The organism is Thermostichus sp. OS-CIW-32 (assembly GCF_054060415.1).
Genome location: NZ_JBSSDD010000005.1, coordinates 226,863 through 246,445 on the forward strand (window position 1 = coordinate 226,863; position 19,583 = coordinate 246,445).

The window sequence follows — 19,583 nt, forward strand, 5'->3', positions numbered from 1 at the left end:
CGTTTGAGAAACCAGAAGTGAGATATCCTAAAACAAACCCAAACAAGTCAATTGCCCAGCCGTCTTGCGTCGGTCTCTGTCTATGCCAACCTCTCCTACCCCGGTTTCCTCTGAGTGTACGCAGCAGCAGGGATCCCTTCCGGCTCCTACCCCGCGCGGTCGCTTGGTGGTTTTGACAGGGCCCAGCGGAGTGGGTAAGGGTACGCTGGTCAACCAGTTGCGCCAGCGCCACCCCGAGCTGTATCTCTCGGTTTCGGTCACCACCCGCCCCCCCCGCCCCAGCGAACAGGAAGGTGTCAACTACTACTTTCGCAGCCGGGAGGAGTTTCTCAACTTGATTGAAGCCAACGAGCTGTTGGAATGGGCACAGTATGCGGGCAACTTTTACGGCACTCCCCGCGAGATCGTGTTCCAAAAACTTAACCAGGGTCAGGATGTGCTGCTGGAAATTGAGCTGGCGGGGGCCCGTCAGGTGAGGCAGCAGTACCCAGATGCCATTCGCATCTTTCTTTGTCCACCTTCTCTGGAAGAGCTGGAACGTCGCATCCGCGAGCGCGGACAAGACTCAGAGGCCAGCATCGAGCGCCGCCTGGAGCAGGCCCGCAAGGAATTGGATGCCCAAGACGAATTTGACTACGTGATTGTCAACGACAACCTGGAGCAAGCGCTGCAGGAGCTGGAAGCCCTGCTCTATCCCCCCTCTCCCTCTTCAAAGGAGCAGCAGCCCTAGCTTCTCCAGCCCCTTCCCGGAACGCTGGTGTCGGTGGTGCAGTGGCTCCAGATTGGGCCTAGGGTTAACTTTCGGTTAAGAAAAAAGCTGCTGGGGAGGGTAGTTTGGCTTTACCAAAAAACTGGGCCTGAAGCCCCGCCCTAAGGCCTACGGCCCGCTGACGCGACCAGGGCGGCTTTTATCTTGCTAGACCTTTGATAAAGTAGGCTCATGCGCGTCCTCGAAGCCAAGCTCCTCAACGGCACAGCCCAGCAGTACCAAGCCCTGGATGAGGCCATTCGGACTGCCCAGTTCGTGCGCAACAAGTGCCTGCGCCACTGGATGGATCATCAGGGGGTGAACAGGGCCACGTTGTACTCCCTCTGCAAGGACTTGGCTCAGGAGTTCCCCTTCGCCCAGAAGCTGAACTCTCAGGCCCGGCAGGCTAGTGCGGAGCGAGCCTGGTCTGCCATCTCCAACTTCTATCGCCGCTGCAAGGAGAAGGCGGCTCGGAAGGGCCATCCAAGGTTCCAGAAGCACTGTCGCTCCGTGGAGTACAAGCAGTCTGGCTGGAAGCTCTCCCAGGATGGGATGTCTATCACCTTCACGGACGGCTTCCAGGCGGGCACCTTTGCCCTGTACTGCAACAGCGAGGCGCGGCGGGACATCCTCACCCTGAAAATCAATCGGGTGCGGGTAGTGCGGAGAGCCGATGGCTACTACGCCCAGTTCTGCCTGGACGTGGAGCGTCGGGAGAAGGTGGGCTACACCGGCGAGGTGGTGGGGCTGGATGTGGGCTTGATGCACTTCTACACCGACAGCCACGGCCACAAGGTAGAGTGCCCAAAGTTCTTGCGTCGTGCCGAAAGGAGGTTGAAGCGAGAGCAGCGCAGACTGAGCCGGAAGTTTCGGAAAGGGGCTAAACCCCAATCTAAGAACTACCACAAGCAGAGGAAGCGGCTGGGCAAGGTACACCTGAAGGTTCAACGCCAGCGTAGAGACTGGGCTGTGAAGCTGGCCCGGTGCGTAGTGGCGTCTAACGACGTCGTGGCGTATGAGGACTTACAGGTGCGTAACTTGGCGCAGAATCGCCACTTAGCCAAGTCGCTCGCGTAAGCGGTGCGGAGCACTATTCACGACGCGAGTTGGAGTTTATTCACCGGGTGGCTCGACTACTACGGGAAGGTCTTCAACAAGGTGGTGGTGGCCGTGCCGCCGCAGTACACCAGTCAGGACTGCTCTCAGTGTGGCTGCCGAGTGAAGAAGACGCTGTCCACTCGTACCCACCGCTGCCCTCAGTGTGGGGTGGTGATTGACCGTGATGAGAACGCGGCCATCAACATCCTGCGCAAGGGGCTGGAGCTGTTGGGTGAGGAGTGGAACAACGGTACCTTTGGGCAAAAGGGAACCGCCCCGAAAGGGGGAACGCCTGGGGAGAAAGGCCTACGGCCCGCTGCCGCGATGAGCACCGCTGCTGTGGAGGGGCAACCCAATACGGTAAGTGCTGTCGCAGAACCAGGAACCAGAATCCCCTGCCTTTAGGCAGGGGAGTATGTCAATTGTGAGATAATGGTAAAGCTGCGCTTTCTGTGCAGCCTCTGGTTCTAATCAGTTCTATCTGGCCAATTAGGGGATAGTATGCTGCACACACTATCTGGCCAATTAGGGGATAGGTCTCCAGCTCTGATCGGGATCCACTGTATCCTGGAGCTTTACGACTGCCCGGCCAAACTTTTGGATGATGCCTCCCTGGTGCAACAGGCTTTGCGGGAGGCAGCGAGACGCTCCAACTCCACCTTTTTGGGAGAGCTGTGCCATCCATTTGAGCCACAGGGGATTACAGCCCTCGCTCTTTTGGGGGAATCCCACATCTCCATTCACACCTGGCCCGAAGCGGGCTACGCGGCGGTGGATGTGTTCACCTGTGGTCGCCACACCCGACCGGAAGCGGCCTGTGAATATCTGATCGACGTGTTTCAAGCGCGACGATATTCCCTGCGCAAGGTGCCCCGCCGCACCGCGCAACCGACACTCCTGGAAGAGGCCCCAGACTCGGCTGAGGTGCTCACCTGTGAAGCGACCCGACGAAGGCGCTGAGATCTTCGCCAATCGCAGCTTTTTCCAAACTGTCATGGGGGCCATCTGTAGGCTGGGTGGGATCCGATTCACCCCAGAGGTCAGTCTATGTTGCTGGAAAAAGCTGTAGCGAGGTGCTTATGAGCAGCCCGAGAAGTTTCTTCTGGGTTCAGGAGTACTTTACCCCTTGGGACTACACCGCCCGTGCCGTCACGCGCATCTTGGCCTACCGAAAAACCCCTTTCCAGGAGATGCTGATCGCCGAGACGGGGGCCTTCGGCAAGGGTCTGATGCTGGATGGGCATTGGCAATCCACTACGGTGGATGAATTTCTGTACCATGAGGCTTTGGTTCATCCGGCCATGGTGCAGGTCGTGCAAGCGGGCGGGATCCCCCGGCGGGTGCTGGTGCTGGGGGGGGCCGAAGGGGCAACGCTGCGGGAGGTGCTGCGTTGGCGCTCGGTAGAGCAGGTGGTGATGGTGGATATCGATGGGGAGGTGGTGGCAGCCTGCCGAGAGCACCTGCCGGAAATGCACCAGGGATCCTTTGAAGATCCGCGGGTGGAGGTGGTGATTGCCGATGCCTTGGATTTTCTCCAAGAAACAGGCCCCATTTGGGATGTGATCCTTTCCGATCTCTCCGATCCCATTGAGTCCGGCCCTGCCTATCGCCTCTTCACCCAGGAGTTTTTCCGCCAGATTCGCTCCAAGTTGCAGCCCGATGGGGCTTTCACCATCCAAGCCGGGCCGACGGGGCCGGTTGAGCTTCATCAACACACCCGCATTGTTCGCACCCTGAAAACGGTGTTTGCCGCTGTGCAGCCCTACGCCATCTATGCCCCCACCTACGGTGGCCCGCTGGGTTTTGCCCTGGCAGCTCAGGATCCCATCCCCTCCAGGCCAGAGCCGGAGCAGATCGACCAGATGCTGAGCCAACAGTTGGATCCCGAGCGGGGGGCACTGCAATTCATCGATGGCATTACCCTTCTGGGCCTCTACCAAGTCCCAGCTCACCTGCGCCGCGCCATTGCCGCCGAGACTGTGGTTTATACCCTGGATAACCCGCCTCGCATTGAATGAGGAGCCATGCAGCGCTCAAAGGGATCCCAGGAGAGTTTGTCTTTGGTGCCATAACTTGGTAGATTCGTGAGCAGCCGAATTTTGCTTCCCTAATGAGAGTCTTGGTTATTGGTGGTGACGGATACTGTGGCTGGGCGACGGCCCTATACCTATCCAACAGGGGTTATGAGGTGGCCATTCTCGATTCCTACGTCCGCCGCCTCTGGGATCTGCAACTGGGGGTTTCTACCCTGACCCCAATTGCCCAGCTAGAGCAACGGGTGGATTGCTGGAAGGGGCTAACCGGCAAGGACATTCCCATCTTTGTCTGCGACGTTACCAACTACGAAGCCCTGATCTCCTGCATGCGCCGCTTCCCGCCGGAGGCCATTGTTCACTTTGGCGAGCAGCGCTCTGCCCCTTACTCGATGATCAGCCGCGAGCATGCGGTGATGACCCAGGTGAACAACGTGGTGGGCACCTTGAACATCCTCTACGCCATCAAGGAGGAATTTCCCGATTGCCACCTGGTGAAGCTGGGCACCATGGGCGAGTACGGCACCCCCAACATCGACATCGAGGAGGGGTACCTCACCATCGAGCACAATGGCCGCAAGGATACCCTGCCCTACCCCAAGCAGCCGGGATCCATGTATCACCTCTCCAAAGTACACGACAGCCACAACATCCACTTCGCCTGCCGCGTCTGGGGCCTGCGGGCCACCGACCTCAACCAAGGGGTGGTATACGGCGTGCTCACAGAAGAAACCGGCATGGACGAGGTGCTGATCAACCGTCTCGATTACGATGGCGTATTCGGCACAGCTCTGAACCGCTTCTGCATTCAAGCGGCCGTGGGCCATCCGCTGACAGTGTATGGCAAGGGCGGCCAGACCCGCGGTTTCCTGGATATCCGCGACACGGTGCGCTGCGTGGAGCTGGCCATTGCTCACCCTGCCGAGCCGGGCCAATTCCGGGTGATGAACCAGTTCACAGAGCAATTTAGTGTTGAGCAACTGGCGTTGCTGGTGCAAAAGGCGGGAGCCACCATGGGCCTGAAGGTGGAAATCAACCACCTGGAGAACCCCCGCGTCGAGCTGGAAGAGCACTACTACAACGCCAAAAACACCAAGCTCCTAGACCTGGGCCTCCAGCCCCACTATCTGTCCGATTCCCTCTTGGATTCGCTGCTCAACTTTGCTCTCAAGTACAAGGATCGGGTGGATGTGCGGCAGATTTTACCCAAGGTGAAGTGGAAAGGTTAACTCTCCAGGCAAGCTTGGGCCAGGCTCAGCCAGCCGCGCGCCAGGTTGTCCAGGTTATAGCCGCCTTCCAAGCCGAAGAGGGTTTTGCGGGTCACCTGCTCCAGGCAAAGGCGGGCCATGCGGCCAAAGTCTTCCGGCTCTAGCCGCATACCGGCCAAGGGATCCCCTTTGGCACAGTCGAAGCCGGCGCTCACCAGCAGCAAATCCGGCTGGAACGCTTGCAAGAACGGCAAGATCTTCTCGTCGAGGGCCTTTTTGTAGGCCAACCAATCCGAGCCGGCAGGCAAAGGCACGTTGCAGAGGTTGCCGTGGATCCCGGTTTCCTGGGCCAATCCCGTGCCGGGGTAGAGGGGAAACTGATGGATGGAGGCATAGGCCAGTTGGGGATAGCGCTCCACCACCGCCTGCGTGCCGTTGCCGTGGTGAACATCCCAATCGAAAATCGCCACCCGCTTCACCCCCGGCTGATCCAGCGCCCACAGCGCCGCAATGGCTGCGTTGCTGAATAAACAAAACCCCATTGCCCGTTCTGGCTCTGCGTGATGCCCAGGCGGACGACACAGCACCAAAGCCGGCTGAGCGGTGGCCAAAACCGAGGCAGAGCCGGCAATCCAAGCTCCCACAGCCAGGCGCGCTGCCTCAAAACTTCTCCCCGAGAGAGCAGTGTCGGCATCGATGCGTCCCCCACCTGCTGCTGCCAACTCAGCCACCTGTTGGATGTGCTGACGCGAGTGTACTCGCTCCAGCTCTGCCAGCTCCGCCAAGGGGGGATCCCGCCATTCCAACTGGTTGGCAAAAGGGGCACCACGCAGCGCCTTAACAATGGACTGCAAGCGAGCCGGACGCTCGGGGTGAAATGGCCCAGTATCGTGGCTGAGGAAAATATCGGAATAGTAAACAGGCAACATGGGCAGAGGCAACAAGCTAAGGCAACGCCTTTGCAGTGTAGCTTAAGCCCGCCCCCTCTATCCGTAGAAGACCTCTGACATGGATCCCGCATAGGGGTCAAGGCCAAAAGAGGCTTGTTGGAGTTTTTGATTGACCACATCCCGCACTACCGACCGCAGCAATTCCAGCTCAGAGGAATTGAGTTGATCGCGGCTGGGACACTCATCGGCAGCCAGCCACATGTAGATGGCGGGGACCCGGTTTAGGATCTGCTGCATCATCGCTTCCCGCTCCCTAGCGTCATGAAACACCTGTTGATGGGGGTGCTCAGTGGAGAGGATAGTTTCCAGTTCTCCCAATGCCAGGTACTCGACGATATTAACCAACATCTTTTCCATGATGAATGTCCCTCCTAAAAATCCCTGTCGCTTTTAAAAACAGACATTAAACAAAAAACGCTGCTTCCCCATCTTCCTCCGCTGCTTTTGGCACCGGATTTTGCCTACAAGCCGACCATTTAAGCCGGTTGCAGTTAAGTCTGCCGTTGGGAAGAAGTTGCGGTTTCGTTCGTAAGATCCTCTTGTGCAGCCAATCCTTGCCTCCTCTATTCGCCTCGTTTGCCTTTCCACTTGCCGCTGAAAGCAGCCAATAGGAGCCATCAGCAGCTGGAAAATCTTTTTGCTGGTATTCAGTACCAACGAAGAATTATCAGCGTTCAAGAGAAACAAGGTAGAGCGTTTAACAAAGACTATAGAAACTCGACTGCAAAAGGCAGGAAGATCTTACTCAGCTATTTGTCATTCACTACCCTAACACGTGACTGTGTAAGAAATTGCGGGAATATTAAGAAACTTACATATTTCTTGACAATTGACTAAAACTTCTGTCTGTCAAGGAGGCCCTGGAAGGCAGTTAAAGAGTTGTAAAGAGCAACTCTTCCCTTGGCTCCAAGACCTGAAGAACTGCCAAATCCAGGGATCCAAAACAAATAGATTTAGCCTGCTATGGGAAGATCGACTCGCTGAGCCTGGATCCAGAAAGACTCTAGGTCATAGTAGTCCCTTTCCTGTTGCATAATCACATGGACAATGAGATCGGCATAGTCGATCAGTATCCAAGAGGCCGATTCCTGCCCTTCGATGCGGCGCGGAGTTTGTTTCCACTCGTCCCAAACCTTTTCCTCAATTGCTCGGGCAATGGCGCGGACTTGCGTGAGCGAGTAGCCGCTGACCAGAAGAAAGTAATCTGCCAAAGTGGAGACTTGGGATACATCCAGCAGAACGATATCGCCACCTTTTTTCTCTTCTGCCGCGCGAGCTGCACTCAGCGCCATGCAATAGATGGGATCCCCAGCAGGGGCAGGCATGAGATGTAGCAACTAAAACCCTCCTGAAACGACTGAGTTAACCTAGGACACCGCTTTTTCTAAAGGATGTAACAAAAAATGATTCCGAGTCATGAGTGTGCGCGGATGAACCACCTGATTCCGGTCTAGCAAAAATTTTAGGCTCAAGTCACATACTCCCACTACGGTTTTAGACAAATCTACAAAAGCCATCTGCCGCAACCGCTCCAATTCTGGGCTGTTGCCCCGATTCGGCTCCAGGGCATCGGCCACGAAAACCACGCAACTGAGCGGATCCATGCCGGGCTGCCCTAGCGTGTGGTTGGCAATGGCCGCCAAAATCTCCGGATCCTGTACCTGAAACTGCTCCCGCGCCACCAGGGATCCCACCTCAGCGTGCAGGATGTGAGGTTCGGCCCGCTCAATTTCATCCAGCTCCCGTTCCTGAGCCACCCTTTGCAACAGTTGCTCCGGCGGGAAAGCCTTGGCCAAGTCGTGCATCAGCCCTGCCCAAGCAGCTTTCTGCTCATCCAGCCCGTAGTGGGCCGCCAGCTGTCGGGCCATCCCCTCTACCCCCAAGATATGGCGGAGGCGAGGAGGAGACACCCGCTCCTGTAGCCAGGCCAACACCTCTTCCCGCCCCAGTTGAGTGCCCATGGCCCTAATCATTTTGCAACTTCAGCACGGCCATAAACGCTTCTTGGGGCACATCCACTGTTCCCACCGCCTTCATGCGTTTTTTCCCCTCTTTTTGTTTTTCCAAAAGCTTGCGTTTGCGGGTCACATCTCCTCCGTAGCATTTGGCCAAGACGTTTTTGCGCAGGGCTGGTATGGTTTCACGAGCAATCACTTTAGAGCCAATTGCTGCCTGAATGGGCACTTCAAATTGATGGCGTGGGATCAGCTCTCGTAACTTGGCAACTAGGGAACGGCCTACATAAAAAGCTTTGTCCCGATGCACAATTGTGGATAGAGAATCCACCACATCGCCGTTGATCAAAATGTCCAAACGCACCAAATCATCGGCGCGATAGCCAATCATTTGGTAGTCCATGCTGGCATAACCGCGGGTGCGTGATTTCAATTGGTCGAAAAAGTCGGTGACCACTTCCGCCAGAGGCAGCTCGTACACCAGCGTAGTCCGACCCTGCGCCAGATATTTCATGTCTTTAAAAGTGCCGCGTTTGGTCTCACACAGCTCCATCACGGTACCGACAAATTCCTCAGGAAGAATCACCTCTACCCTGACAATCGGCTCCTCAATGCTGGTGCGCTCGTTGGGGGGAGGCAGCTTGCTGGGATTGTCCACCCGAATCACAGAGCCGTTGTTGAGGGTAACTTGGTACACCACCGTCGGAGCTGTGATCACCAGATCGAGATTGTACTCCCGCTCTAGGCGTTCCTGCACCACCTCCATGTGCAGCAGGCCCAGAAAACCACAGCGGAAGCCGAAGCCCATGGCGCTGGAAATTTCTGGCTCAAAGTACAGGGCAGCATCGTTGAGCTTGAGCTTTTCCAGAGCCTCTTTGAGTTCGGCGTACTGATCGGAGCTGCTGGGGAACAGGCCACAAAACACCATCGGCTTGGCTTCTTTGTAGCCGGGCAGGGGCTCAGGAGCTTTGCGATTCACCAGTGTGATGGTATCCCCAACACGGGCGTGTTCCACGCTCTTGATGGCGGCGGCCATGTAGCCCACCTCGCCCGCATGTAGGGCATCCACCGGCTCTTGGTTGGGACGCATCACCCCCAGCTCGGTAATCTCGTATTCTCGGCCAGAGGCCATAAAGCAAATCTTGTCCCCCGTTTTCACCTCCCCGTCCATGATGCGCACATAGACGATCACGCCGCGATAGGCGTCGTAGTAGCTATCGAAAATCAAGGCCCGCAAGGGATCCGCCACTGTATCCCGTGGGGGGGGCACCCGCTGCACAATGGCCTCCAGAATCTCTTGAATGCCAATACCCACCTTGGCAGAGGCGAGGATTGCCCCGCTGCAGTCGAGGCCGATCACCTGCTCAATCTCGGCAATGACCCGCTCCGGCTCGGCCCCCGGCAGGTCGATTTTGTTGATCACCGGAATAATTTCCAGGTTGTTCTCCAGGGCCAGGTAGACGTTGGCCAGGGTTTGGGCCTCCACCCCTTGAGAGGCATCCACCACCAGCAGCGCCCCTTCACAGGCGGCCAGGGAGCGGGAGACTTCGTAGGTGAAGTCCACATGCCCCGGCGTGTCGATCAGGTTCAAAACATAATCTTGGCCGTCTTGGGCACGGTAGTTCATGCGGGCCGCTTGCAGCTTGATGGTAATGCCCCGTTCCCGCTCCAGTTCCATGCTGTCCAGCAGTTGTGGCCTCATCTCGCGGGCTGAAACGGTGCCCGTTTCCTGCAGGAGGCGATCGGCGAGGGTGGATTTGCCGTGGTCGATGTGGGCGATGATGGAAAAGTTGCGAATACGGGAGACAGGAACGCCGGTCATAAAAACCTGATCAGGGCAAAGATTTTTTACAATGCTAGCCTCTCTGCTCCCCTGCCTGAACTGAGGTTGCCCAGAAGTTGGCTGCCAAGGGGAGAAGACACAGCCCTTCTGCCGGACACCAGAGCACCCTACTGGAATTGGCCGGGACAGCTCCTTTCCGGCAGCGCTGACTAGAGCCGGTACAACAGACGTGCCGCTTGTGTGGCAGGGATGGGATCCGTGAAGATGGAAAAAGCCAGAACGAACTTAGGCGGTGTTGTCGCCAGCTCGCCAGGAGGCTATGGGTCTGACCCGACGGCAGAGGAAGCAGTCCAGAACCCTGCCCAAAGCACTACTTGTCTAACTTCTCAATGTAGGGGCGAATGTCATTGAGGTCGATGTAGCGGTCGGTGGCGTTGCGCAGCTCGCGGGCGATCATCCCTTCGGTGGAGACAACCGTAATCAGCGTGTTTTTGGAACGCAACAGCTCGACGGCCCGCTCAAAATCTCCATCGCCGCTAAATAGAATGATCCTATCGTACTGGCCAACGGTGTTGAACATATCGATTACTATTTCGATATCCAGATTTGCTTTTTGGGAGTACCGACCGGAGTCTTCATCTCGATATTCTTTGAGGATCTTGGTGCGCACAGTGAAGCCCATGCTGATCAGAGCGTCTCGAAAGGCCCTCTGATCATGGGGATCCTTGATGCCGGTGTACCAAAAGGCGTTGACCAATTCAACATTCGGCTGTGATCTAACAAAATAATCCAGCACCCGGCGTGGGTCGAAAAACCAGCCATTTTTCTGTTGAGCATAAAACATATTATTGCCATCAATAAAGATGGAAACCCGAGTGACGGGATGATGGTAAAACATAAAGCTTTTCCGAAAAAAGTAAGGTGAACTGGTCAGAAAAAGAGGATGAAAACGAGGTCACTGACTTTCCACAAGAGCCATTTGGGCAGCCAGCACCTTGCTGACACCAATCTCTCATCATAGCCAAAGGTGGGATCCCTTTCTCAAGAATTAACTCTGGGGAGAGGCACCCCTGTAAACCAAAGCGGGTTCCGGTTGCCGCAGGGCATAGCTGGATCCCGGTCGATCGGCTTGGCTAACGTACAGCTCCGCCAATTGTCGAGCCAGGTTACGGATGCGCCCAATGTAGAGGGTGCGCTCGGCTACAGCAATGACACCACGAGCGTCGAGCAGGTTAAAGGTGTGGGAGCACTTGAGCACATAGTCGTAGGCGGGCAGGAGCAGAGACACGGCCAACCGATCCGGCAACACCTGTTTCTGCAGTTTCTGTTGGGTGGTTTCGATCAAACGCTTGGCCTCGGCTTCGTAGAGCCGGAACAATTCCAGTAGCATCTCCGGATCGGAATACTCGAAGTTGTAATAAGATTGCTCGACCTCATTTTGGAAATAGATTTGTCCATAAGTAATCCGTCCGAGAGAAGGATGCTCATTCCAGCAGAGATCGTAAACAGAATCCACCCCCTGCAGATACATGGCCAGGCGCTCTAGCCCATAGGTAATTTCTACAGAAACCGGGCGACAATCTTGTCCGCCCACCTGCTGAAAGTAGGTGAACTGGGTTACTTCCATGCCGTCCAGCCACACTTCCCAGCCCACGCCCCAAGCCCCCAAGGTGGGAGATTCCCAGTCATCTTCCACAAAGCGAACATCGTGTTCTGCCGGGTTCACGCCCAAAGCTTGCAGGCTATTTAGGTACACATCTTGAATGTCATCGGGGGAGGGCTTGATCAACACTTGGTATTGAAAATAGTGCTGCAGGCGATTGGGGTTTTGACCGTAGCGTCCATCAGTGGGGCGGCGACAGGGTTCGACATAGGCCACTCGCCAGGGATCCGGCCCCAAGGCGCGCAAAAACGTGTGGGGGCTCATGGTGCCGGCGCCTTTTTCCAGGTCGTAGGGTTGTAGGATCAAGCAGCCCTGCTCCCCCCAAAACTGTTGCAGGCGAAAGATCAAGTCTTGAAAGGTGTGGGCTGACATGGCAGGGGTTGGGCAGAGATGGATTAACCCCTATCCTACCAATCTCCTCCTCTCAGTCGAGCGGCTCTTCTTGATCGACTGGATCCGAGTAGTCCCACTCGATGGGGGGCATTTGGTCGAAGGCTTGTTTGAGGGCGCTCTCCCACAGTTTGCGCATCTTGGCCAGGTAGGGATCCCCGGTGCGCAGGCGCAGACGGTGGGTGACCTTGAACTGATCCGCTTGCACCATCACCAAATCGATGGGGGGGCCGACGGAGATGTTGGATTTCATGGTGGAGTCAATGGAGAGAAGAGCGCATTTGGCCGCATCTGCTAGCGAGGTTTCGTAGGAGAGGGTGCGATCCAAGATTGGCTTGCCGTATTTGGTTTCCCCCACCTGCAAAAAAGGGGTTTCCGGGGTGGCCTGGATGCAGTTGCCCTGGCTGTAGATCAAAAAGAGGGCCGGCTCCTCGCCTCGGATCTGTCCCCCCAACAACAGGCTGCACTGGGCGTCGATACCGTCCTTTTCCAGCCAGGGTCGGTCTTGCTCCTGGATGTAACGAATTTTGGATCCCAGGTAGCGGGCCACGTCGTAGAGATGGGGGAAGGTGTGGAGATTGGTACTTTCCGGTTGGCGCAGATCCCGCTGCACTTCGGTCAAAACGCCCTGGGTGATGGACAGGTTGCCGGAGGTGCAGATCAAGATCACCCGCTCTTCGGGCACGGAAAAATCGAACAGCTTTTGGTAGGTGGAGACGTAGTCCACCCCGGCGTTGGTGCGGGAATCTGCCGCCATCACCAAGCCAAAGCGGGTGATGATGCCAAGGCAGTAGGTCATGCGAACGATGCGGCTCGGCTCTCTGATTGTAGAGGCGATTGTAGAGGTTCAGGGGAAAGCAAATCCGATTTTGTGGCGGATTTCCTCCCGCAGGCGGGCGGTGATCGAGGCTTCGTCCAAATCGGCCAAAATCTGGGCTATGGCGGCTTTGGGGCCCTCTGGCCCCCAACTGGCTCCCTGGGCCAGGTAGCGGCGGGCGGACTCGCCGATGGCATAGCAGGAAAACCCGGCCAACACCGCCTGCGTCAGGGCCACGGAACCGTAGGCTCCCAGAGAGAATCCCCCCAGCAAGGTTTTCAGGGATCCCAGGCCCAACAGCGCCACCCACTCGCCGGCGCCCAGGCTGAGCATGCTGAGGATGATCTTCTGCAGCAGTTGTGTGGCTCCTGCAGTGCTCATGGGCCAGCCGTACAGGCGGGACAGGCGCAGGATCAGGGTGACATCGATGGCCAGCCCTCCCAAGGTATCGAGCAGGGTGATGGGGTTGAGGGCAACCGCCAGCGCTTTGGTGCGGGCGGCTGAGGCGATCAGATCTTGGGCTTGCTGGGCGCGGGTTTGCAGCTTGCGCTCAATTACCTGCTGGTTAACCCGATCAGCAAACAGGAGGGCATTCAAGGCCAGCAGCGAACGCCCCTCCCGATGCAGGACTTCCAGGATTTTCAGGCGCAGCTCATCCACCTGCGGGGATCCCACTTCCATCTGGGCAGCAAAGCTCCCATCCGGCCTTTGCACCAGGCGGGGTACGCGAGGGGAGGCCGCCACCATGACGATCTCGTTGGGAGAAAGGAGCTGCCGCACCCGTTCGTTGCGGATCTTGTCGTAAATGGCCTGGCGATCTGCCTCTGGGTACTGGTCGATCTTGTTGAACACCAGCAGCATAGGCTTGCCCGCCTCCCGCAGGGTGGCCAGAGCCTCAAACTCCACCCGCGTCAGATCCCCGCAGACGACAAACAGGATCAAATCCGCCCGCTGCGCCACTTCTCGGGCCAGCCGCGCCCGCTCTTCGCCATCCACTTCATCGAGGCCGGGAGTGTCGATCAGCTCCAGACGGGATCCCTGCCAATGGGCGACCTGTACCGACTGCACCGAGGAAGGGGGGAGGCGGGATCCCTGCAGGGATGTGCCAGAGAAGGAGGACTGGGGGCGGGTTTCCCAGCTGATGTTCCAAGTTGCCGCTTGCTGGGTACGGGTGATGCCATGGGTGGGCCCCGTCTCAAAGACTGGCTCGCCCAGCAGGGCATTGAGCAGGGAAGACTTGCCTCGCCCCACCAGACCAAAGGCGGCGATGTGGATGACCTCGGTTTCCAGCTTGTCCAAGAGCGCTTGCAAGCTCTCCAACTCCCCTTCTAAGCCCGCGACCTCTTGGGGGCGCAGATCCAGTTGGGCCACCCACTGGCGCAGGCTGCGCTTGGCTTGTTGGTAGTTGAGGTCATCTTGTAGGGTGTTGCGGCGAGCCATAGCCGTAGCGCTCAATAGCGGTAGGAAGCAGCCCTTAAAAGACTCCACTTTGCTCTCGGGATCGGCAGGCTTCCCCACCGGACAGAGAGCTTCTCATCGGACAATACAAGGGACAATACAAGACGATCATAAGAGGAAGGGAAGAGTTAAGCTCAAAGCAAGGCGGCCTCAGCCGCCGGGATCCGCAACTCAAAAATCCGATATCCAAAACTTGGCAAGAGGAGGTTTTCCATGCCCAGGGCTATCTGGAATGGGGTAGTGGTGGCGGAGACAGACCGCTACGAAACCGTAGAAGGCAACATCTATTTTCCGCCGGAATCTCTGCGCCGGGAATACTTCCAGCCCAGCTCTACCCACACCACCTGCCCCTGGAAGGGGGAGGCCAGCTACTACACCCTCGTGGTCAACGGCCAGGAGAACAAAGATGCCGCCTGGTACTACCCGGATCCCAAACCCGCTGCGGCCAACATCCGGGGCTATGTGGCCTTCTGGAAGGGTGTCAAGGTGGAGCCCTAGCCGGAGCCGAGTTTGTCAACCGGGTATGATGGGAAGAGTGGGTTGGAGAGGCGATGCCATGCTGACCAATGGCCGGATCCTGTTTGGCGCGGCCCGGTGGGCGAGAAAGCTGGGCCTGTCCGGATTGAGCCTGGTGCTGTTGGGCTGCAGCCCCGCAGGTTTTCGCACCCCGCGTCCCAGCCTGACCAACAGTGGCCTCAACAGCATCTTCCCCGATGGGGAGCCTGCTTTCAACGGAGATGGCCGCTACCTGGTGTTTTCCTCGGCCCGCAGCGGCAGCCAGGATATTTTTCTCTACGACACGGTGGAACGTCGCTTGGTGGATCTGCCCGGCCTCAACTCCAGCGACGTGGCGGCTACCTCGCCCGACATCAGCGCTGATGGCCGCTACATCGTCTACGTGTCCAATGCTCTGGGCAAGTCTGAGATCTTCCTCTACGACCGGGAAACTCGCAGGATAGAAAACATCAGCAGCCGGGTGCCAGGAGATGTGCGCAACCCCACCATCAGCGGCGATGGCCGGTTTATCGCTTTTGAGAGCAACGGCCAAGGACAGTGGCACATCGAGATTTTCGACCGGGGGCCGGCGGCCAGCACGCGTCCAACCTCACCTTCTTCCCCCAATGCTGACGACAATCCCTGAGGGGATCCTCAAGCTAGGATAGGCCCCCCTGCTTTGCAAGAGTTGTTGCATGTCGATTCCCCTCGCCCAGCGACTTCAGCCCCTCGGCGGCAATGTGTTTGACCAAATGGATCGAGCCAAGCGAGAGGCTCGTCGCTCTGGCCTGGATGTGATCGATCTGTCTCTGGGATCCTCCGATCTGCCCCCACCTTCAGACTCCTTGGCGGCCATCCAATCGGCTCTGTCGGATCCCTCTACCTATGGCTACACGCTGTTTCACGACACGGCGGACTTTCGGTCTGCCTGCGCCAAGTGGTACAGGGGCAAGTTCGGCCTGGAGATCGATCCGGAAACAGAGGTGCTGCCGTTGATCGGATCCCAGCAGGGGACGGCCCTCTTGCCCCTGGCCCTGCTCAACCCCGGCGATGTTGCTTTGGTTGCGGATCCGGCCTATCCCTCTCACGTGGGCGGGATCCATCTGGCGGGCGGGATCCCCTACTACCTGCCCCTGCGGGCGGAAAACCGCTTCTTGCCCCGCTGGGATCGGATCCCGGAGGCAATCTGCCGGCAGGCACGGTTGCTGGTGCTGAACTACCCCCACAACCCCACCACTGCCACCGTCACCCCGGAGTTTTGGCAAGAAACCCTGCAGTTTTGTCAGCAGTACGACATCGTTCTGGCCCACGATTTTCCCTATGTGGACTGGCGCTTCGACGGCCAGGTGGCCCCTTCTGCGCTGCAGGCGGATCCCGATAAAACCCGCACCATCGAGTTTTTTTCTCTTTCCAAGTCCTATCACATGGGGGGATTCCGGGTGGCCTACGCCATTGGCAGCCGAGAGCTGATCCGAGCCCTGCGATGGGTGAAATCCACCATCGACTTCCATCAGTACCAGGGCATTCTGCGGGGGGCAGCAGCGGCTTTGGCAGTTCCCGATAGCTTTTTGCAGCGCTGGCGGCAGGTGTACCGCGAGCGACGGGATATAGCCGTGGCGGCTCTGCACCGCATGGGTTGGCCTGTGCCCTTGCCAGAAGCCACCATGTATCTGTGGGCGCCTCTGCCGGAGTTTTATCGCGGCTCTTCTGCCCAGTTTTGTCTGGACTTGGTGAGAGCCACAGGGGTTGCCCTGTCTCCCGGTTCTGGCTTTGGCCCCAGTGGGGAAGGCTATGTCCGCTTTGCTTTGGTGGTCGAGGGATCCCGTCTGGAGGAGGCAGTGGGACGGATCGAGGCGTTTTTGTCCCGGTGCATTTCCTAAATCCCAAACATCAATCCCAAACATCGAGCATCCAGCTCTCGGTTGGTTGTGCTCGCCCACCCTCGGGCAATCTAAGTCAGGATAAGAGTAAGAGTGTTATCCAAGTTGAGTGGGCATGGAGAAGGAAACGCTCGACAGTTTTTTGTCCATCCGTGGGGTGATGGGGGTGGCGCTCTTGAGTCGGGCAGGTCGCCCTTTCTTCTACCGCTCTTTTCAGGATTTGGATAGCCGACAGCAGCAAGCCCTTACCGAAGGGCTGTTTCAAGTTTTGGAGACCATGCCCCCAGGACTTGACTATTTTGATTTTCAGTTTGCCGAGCAGCGGGTCTTCGTTTACCCCCTCGGGCCGGAATGGGCGCTGCTGGTGGCGGTGAATGACGAGCTGGTGATGCCGGTTTACACCTTGGCCGTGAACCGCCTGCGAGCTGAGCTGCAGCAGGATACGCCAAAGGGCTTGGCCACCTTTCGTCTATTTACCAGCCAGGCGGAGGCAGGCCGGAACGCTACCCAGCCCAGTTCCGCTCCTGCGGCGGGCCCGCGCATGGAGATGGATGTCTTCGTGCAATCTCTGAACCGTCTCTGCCAGATTACAACCGGCTATTTGGGCAAGGCGGTGATCGTCAACTATTGGAAGGCAGCACGGCAGGAAGTGGTGGAACGCCAGGGATCCCAAGCAGAATGGCTGAACCAGTTCGAGATCGAGCGCAGCGGCCAGATCCACTACCGGGGATCCCTCAAGGAACTGGACGAATCTCAGCAAAGGGTGCTACGGGATTGGGTGCTGGCTTTTTTCCGTCGCTGTGAAGAGGTAATCCACGATTTTCGCAACTTGATCAAATCGACAGAACTGGGCCTATGAAAAAGGGGCAGGCTTTTTCCTAAGTAGGGCTATCGGCGAACTCTACCCGGCTCTTGGTCGAGGAAAATCCAGGCTAAGCTATGACCATGATCAACCCGGATCGCGCCAGGTGCAGACAAGATCCCTGCCTGGGGATGTCCCTTCTTGTCGCCGCAAGCCGACCCAGCGAAAGATCCGCTTTGCTACCGCGATGCCGCCGGATCCCTCGTTACTATGGGGTTGCGGCACTCTACGCGAAGGAGTCGCTATGCTGAGAATCGTCACCCAGCTAGCCGAGGCTGAAGCCGAGCTCAGACGGATCTCGGAGCGCACTCAGGCTGACCAGAACCTGCACCGCGAAGCAACTGTGCGGGAGATCCTGCAAGCGGTACGCCGTCAGGGGGATCGGGCCCTGCTGGCCTATACGGCTGAGTTCGACCAGGTGGAGCTGAGCGTTGCCGAGCTGAAGGTGTCTGGGGCCGAGCTAGAGGCAGCTTACCAGGCGGTATCTCCGCAGTTGCTTTCAGCCCTACGGCTGGCCAAGCAGCGCATTGAAGCTTTTCACCGGCAGCGGGTGCCCAGCAGTTGGGTAAGCTTTCCCGGCCCTGAGATCGTCTTGGGCAAGCAATACCGCCCTGTGGATCGCGCCGGCCTATACATTCCGGGAGGGCGAGCCGCCTATCCCAGCACGGTGTTGATGAACGCCATCCCGGCCCAGGTGGCAGGGGTGCCCGAGATTGTGATGGTGACGCCACCGGGATCCGACGGCTCGGGGGGCAAGGGGATTAGCCCGGCCATTTTGGTGGCCGCCCAAGAAGTAGGCATCCACACCATCTATCGCGTTGGAGGGGCTCAGGCAATAGGGGCTTTGGCCTACGGCACCGAGACCATCCCCAAGGTGGACGTGATCACCGGCCCCGGCAACATCTACGTAACTTTGGCCAAAAAGCTGGTGTACGGCACGGTGGGGATCGACTCGCTGGCCGGGCCATCGGAGGTGTTGATCATCGCCGACGAGAGCGCCAACCCCCTTTATGTGGCTGCCGATTTGCTGGCCCAAGCCGAGCACGATCCCTTGGCGGCGGCCATCCTTCTGACCACCGATCTCCAGCTGGCCCAGCAGGTGCAGCAGGCGGTGGCCACCCAGATGGAGGCCCATCCCAACCGTCTGATGGTGGAAAAGTCGGTGGTGAATTACGGGCTGATTGCGGTGGTGCCGGATCTGACGGCGGCGGTGGCTTTGTCCAACCTGTTTGCGCCAGAGCATTTGGAACTGCAGGTGGCAGATCCCTGGGCTTTGCTGGATCCCATTCGCCATGCGGGGGCCATTTTCTTGGGCCACCATACTCCGGAGGCGGTAGGAGATTACCTGGCTGGCCCCAACCATACCTTGCCCACCGCCGGTGCGGCCCGCTATGCCTCGGCTTTGGGGGTGGAAACTTTCCTAAAGCATTCCAGTCTGATTCAATACAGCTCAGCGGCTTTGCGGGAGGTGGCCAGCGCCATTCAGGCTCTCACACAAGCGGAAGGGTTGCCCGCCCACGGCCAGTCGGTACAGGTGCGGTTGGCGGAGGAGCGCTAATCAAGCCCTGGTCGCAGTTAGCTAGACCGCCGGGAAGCCCCACCCTCTGTTAGTGACTAGTGGCTAGTCACTATCCACTCACCACTATCCAGGGTGAGGGTCGGGATGAGAGGCAAGGACACGATGCTTTGTCCTTACTGGTGCTATGACCGGCGTAGCAGGATTTTATACGCTCATCATGAGAACTTTTATAAACTCATCATGAGAACTGCCTATCAATATCGCTTACGCCCTACCTCTAGCCAAGTTGCTCTGATGGAGCAATAGCTAGAGTTGTTGCGGAAGCACTATAACTATCGCTTGGCAGAGCGCTTTGCGTGGTGGGAACACAATCGCTGTGACATCAATGCTTGTCCCCTAGTCTGTCACTTGCCTGAGTTAAAAGACAATCCCGATTTCTACTCCCAGAAACGGGATTTGGTGAGCACGAAAGCCCTGTTTCCGGAGTACAGAGCCATCCATTCGCAAGTCCTGCAAAACTGCATAGAGCGAGTGCACAAAGCATTCGACCGGTGGCTGAAGGGGGACTGTAACGGCAAGCGGGCAGGGAAACCCAGATTCAAGGGAGTTGGGCGGTATCGCTCCTTCACTTTCCCCCCGATGCAACAGGACTGCATTTGCGGGCAGTTTATCCATCTGCCCAAAATCGGTGCTGTTCGCATAATTCAGCACCGTCCTTTGCCTG

At 57.7% G+C, this 19,583-nt stretch carries 18 protein-coding genes and 2 pseudogenes; 11 read left to right on the top strand and 9 right to left on the bottom strand.

Annotated features, from left to right (window positions below; translation table 11 throughout):
* The first annotated feature begins 82 nt into the window (after positions 1 to 82).
* The 5 genes and pseudogenes from gmk to ACVWY8_RS08390 all read left to right on the top strand — a co-directional run bounded on the left by gmk (position 83) and on the right by ACVWY8_RS08390 (position 5,108).
* Positions 83 to 730, top strand: coding sequence for a guanylate kinase (gene gmk / locus ACVWY8_RS08370; RefSeq protein ID WP_369791759.1), 648 nt, complete (start codon positions 83 to 85; stop codon positions 728 to 730).
* 210 nt (positions 731 to 940) lie between these two features.
* Positions 941 to 2,251 (top strand): annotated as a pseudogene (locus ACVWY8_RS08375) (RNA-guided endonuclease InsQ/TnpB family protein).
* A 96-nt stretch (positions 2,252 to 2,347) separates the two neighbouring features.
* Positions 2,348 to 2,806: an adenosylmethionine decarboxylase gene (gene speD, locus ACVWY8_RS08380; protein WP_414328672.1), complete on the top strand. Its 459-nt coding sequence runs from the start codon at positions 2,348 to 2,350 to the stop codon at positions 2,804 to 2,806.
* A 119-nt stretch (positions 2,807 to 2,925) separates the two neighbouring features.
* Positions 2,926 to 3,864 carry a fused MFS/spermidine synthase gene (locus ACVWY8_RS08385; RefSeq protein WP_457394271.1) on the top strand — a complete coding sequence of 313 codons (939 nt, stop codon included), beginning with the start codon at positions 2,926 to 2,928 and terminating at the stop codon, positions 3,862 to 3,864.
* A 92-nt stretch (positions 3,865 to 3,956) separates the two neighbouring features.
* Entirely contained in the window at positions 3,957 to 5,108 is a 1,152-nt protein-coding gene (locus ACVWY8_RS08390) for an NAD-dependent epimerase/dehydratase family protein (RefSeq protein ID WP_414522586.1), read from the top strand.
* Here the strand turns inward: ACVWY8_RS08390 and ACVWY8_RS08395 are convergent.
* From ACVWY8_RS08395 to ACVWY8_RS08435, 9 genes are all read right to left on the bottom strand, one after another.
* Positions 5,105 to 6,016, bottom strand: coding sequence for a histone deacetylase family protein (locus ACVWY8_RS08395; protein ID WP_414328667.1), 912 nt, complete (start codon positions 6,014 to 6,016; stop codon positions 5,105 to 5,107). The genes ACVWY8_RS08390 and ACVWY8_RS08395 overlap by 4 nt on opposite strands.
* 57 nt (positions 6,017 to 6,073) lie before the next feature.
* Complete coding sequence (locus ACVWY8_RS08400; protein ID WP_414342999.1) at positions 6,074 to 6,394, bottom strand: hypothetical protein; 321 nt, start codon at positions 6,392 to 6,394, stop codon at positions 6,074 to 6,076.
* 596 nt (positions 6,395 to 6,990) lie between these two features.
* On the bottom strand, positions 6,991 to 7,362 hold the full coding sequence (gene rsfS, locus ACVWY8_RS08405) for a ribosome silencing factor (protein ID WP_011431734.1): 372 nt from the start codon (positions 7,360 to 7,362) through the stop codon (positions 6,991 to 6,993).
* A 42-nt stretch (positions 7,363 to 7,404) separates the two neighbouring features.
* Positions 7,405 to 7,998, bottom strand: coding sequence for a bis(5'-nucleosyl)-tetraphosphatase (symmetrical) YqeK (gene yqeK / locus ACVWY8_RS08410; RefSeq protein ID WP_414328665.1), 594 nt, complete (start codon positions 7,996 to 7,998; stop codon positions 7,405 to 7,407).
* A gap of 4 nt (positions 7,999 to 8,002) precedes the next feature.
* Positions 8,003 to 9,814, bottom strand: a complete 1,812-nt coding sequence (gene lepA, locus ACVWY8_RS08415) for a translation elongation factor 4 (RefSeq protein WP_414382983.1) — start codon at positions 9,812 to 9,814, stop codon at positions 8,003 to 8,005.
* A gap of 331 nt (positions 9,815 to 10,145) precedes the next feature.
* Positions 10,146 to 10,673, bottom strand: a complete 528-nt coding sequence (locus tag ACVWY8_RS08420; protein WP_011431737.1) for a low amplitude/bright protein LabA — start codon at positions 10,671 to 10,673, stop codon at positions 10,146 to 10,148.
* A gap of 150 nt (positions 10,674 to 10,823) precedes the next feature.
* The gene (gene glyQ, locus ACVWY8_RS08425) at positions 10,824 to 11,810 is read right to left on the bottom strand and encodes a glycine--tRNA ligase subunit alpha (protein WP_414343007.1); all 987 of its coding nucleotides are present in this window, start codon (positions 11,808 to 11,810) and stop codon (positions 10,824 to 10,826) included.
* A gap of 52 nt (positions 11,811 to 11,862) precedes the next feature.
* Complete coding sequence (locus ACVWY8_RS08430; RefSeq protein WP_414356300.1) at positions 11,863 to 12,627, bottom strand: peptidase; 765 nt, start codon at positions 12,625 to 12,627, stop codon at positions 11,863 to 11,865.
* A gap of 48 nt (positions 12,628 to 12,675) precedes the next feature.
* On the bottom strand, positions 12,676 to 14,085 hold the full coding sequence (locus ACVWY8_RS08435) for a DUF697 domain-containing protein (RefSeq protein ID WP_457394273.1): 1,410 nt from the start codon (positions 14,083 to 14,085) through the stop codon (positions 12,676 to 12,678).
* A gap of 231 nt (positions 14,086 to 14,316) precedes the next feature.
* Here ACVWY8_RS08435 and ACVWY8_RS08440 point away from each other — a divergent pair, with 231 nt between their 5' ends.
* From ACVWY8_RS08440 to ACVWY8_RS08465, 6 genes and pseudogenes are all read left to right on the top strand, one after another.
* Positions 14,317 to 14,601: a DUF427 domain-containing protein gene (locus ACVWY8_RS08440; protein WP_414328853.1), complete on the top strand. Its 285-nt coding sequence runs from the start codon at positions 14,317 to 14,319 to the stop codon at positions 14,599 to 14,601.
* Between the two features lie 58 nt (positions 14,602 to 14,659).
* Positions 14,660 to 15,244 (top strand): TolB family protein, encoded by a 585-nt coding sequence (locus tag ACVWY8_RS08445; protein WP_457394276.1) that lies wholly within the window; start codon positions 14,660 to 14,662, stop codon positions 15,242 to 15,244.
* A 49-nt stretch (positions 15,245 to 15,293) separates the two neighbouring features.
* Complete coding sequence (locus ACVWY8_RS08450; protein WP_457394278.1) at positions 15,294 to 16,478, top strand: LL-diaminopimelate aminotransferase; 1,185 nt, start codon at positions 15,294 to 15,296, stop codon at positions 16,476 to 16,478.
* A gap of 115 nt (positions 16,479 to 16,593) precedes the next feature.
* Positions 16,594 to 17,337, top strand: a complete 744-nt coding sequence (locus ACVWY8_RS08455) for a hypothetical protein (protein ID WP_457394279.1) — start codon at positions 16,594 to 16,596, stop codon at positions 17,335 to 17,337.
* A 247-nt stretch (positions 17,338 to 17,584) separates the two neighbouring features.
* Positions 17,585 to 18,898, top strand: a complete 1,314-nt coding sequence (hisD, locus tag ACVWY8_RS08460) for a histidinol dehydrogenase (protein ID WP_414343017.1) — start codon at positions 17,585 to 17,587, stop codon at positions 18,896 to 18,898.
* 201 nt (positions 18,899 to 19,099) lie between these two features.
* Positions 19,100 to 19,583, top strand: a pseudogene (locus ACVWY8_RS08465) (RNA-guided endonuclease InsQ/TnpB family protein); the annotation flags it as partial.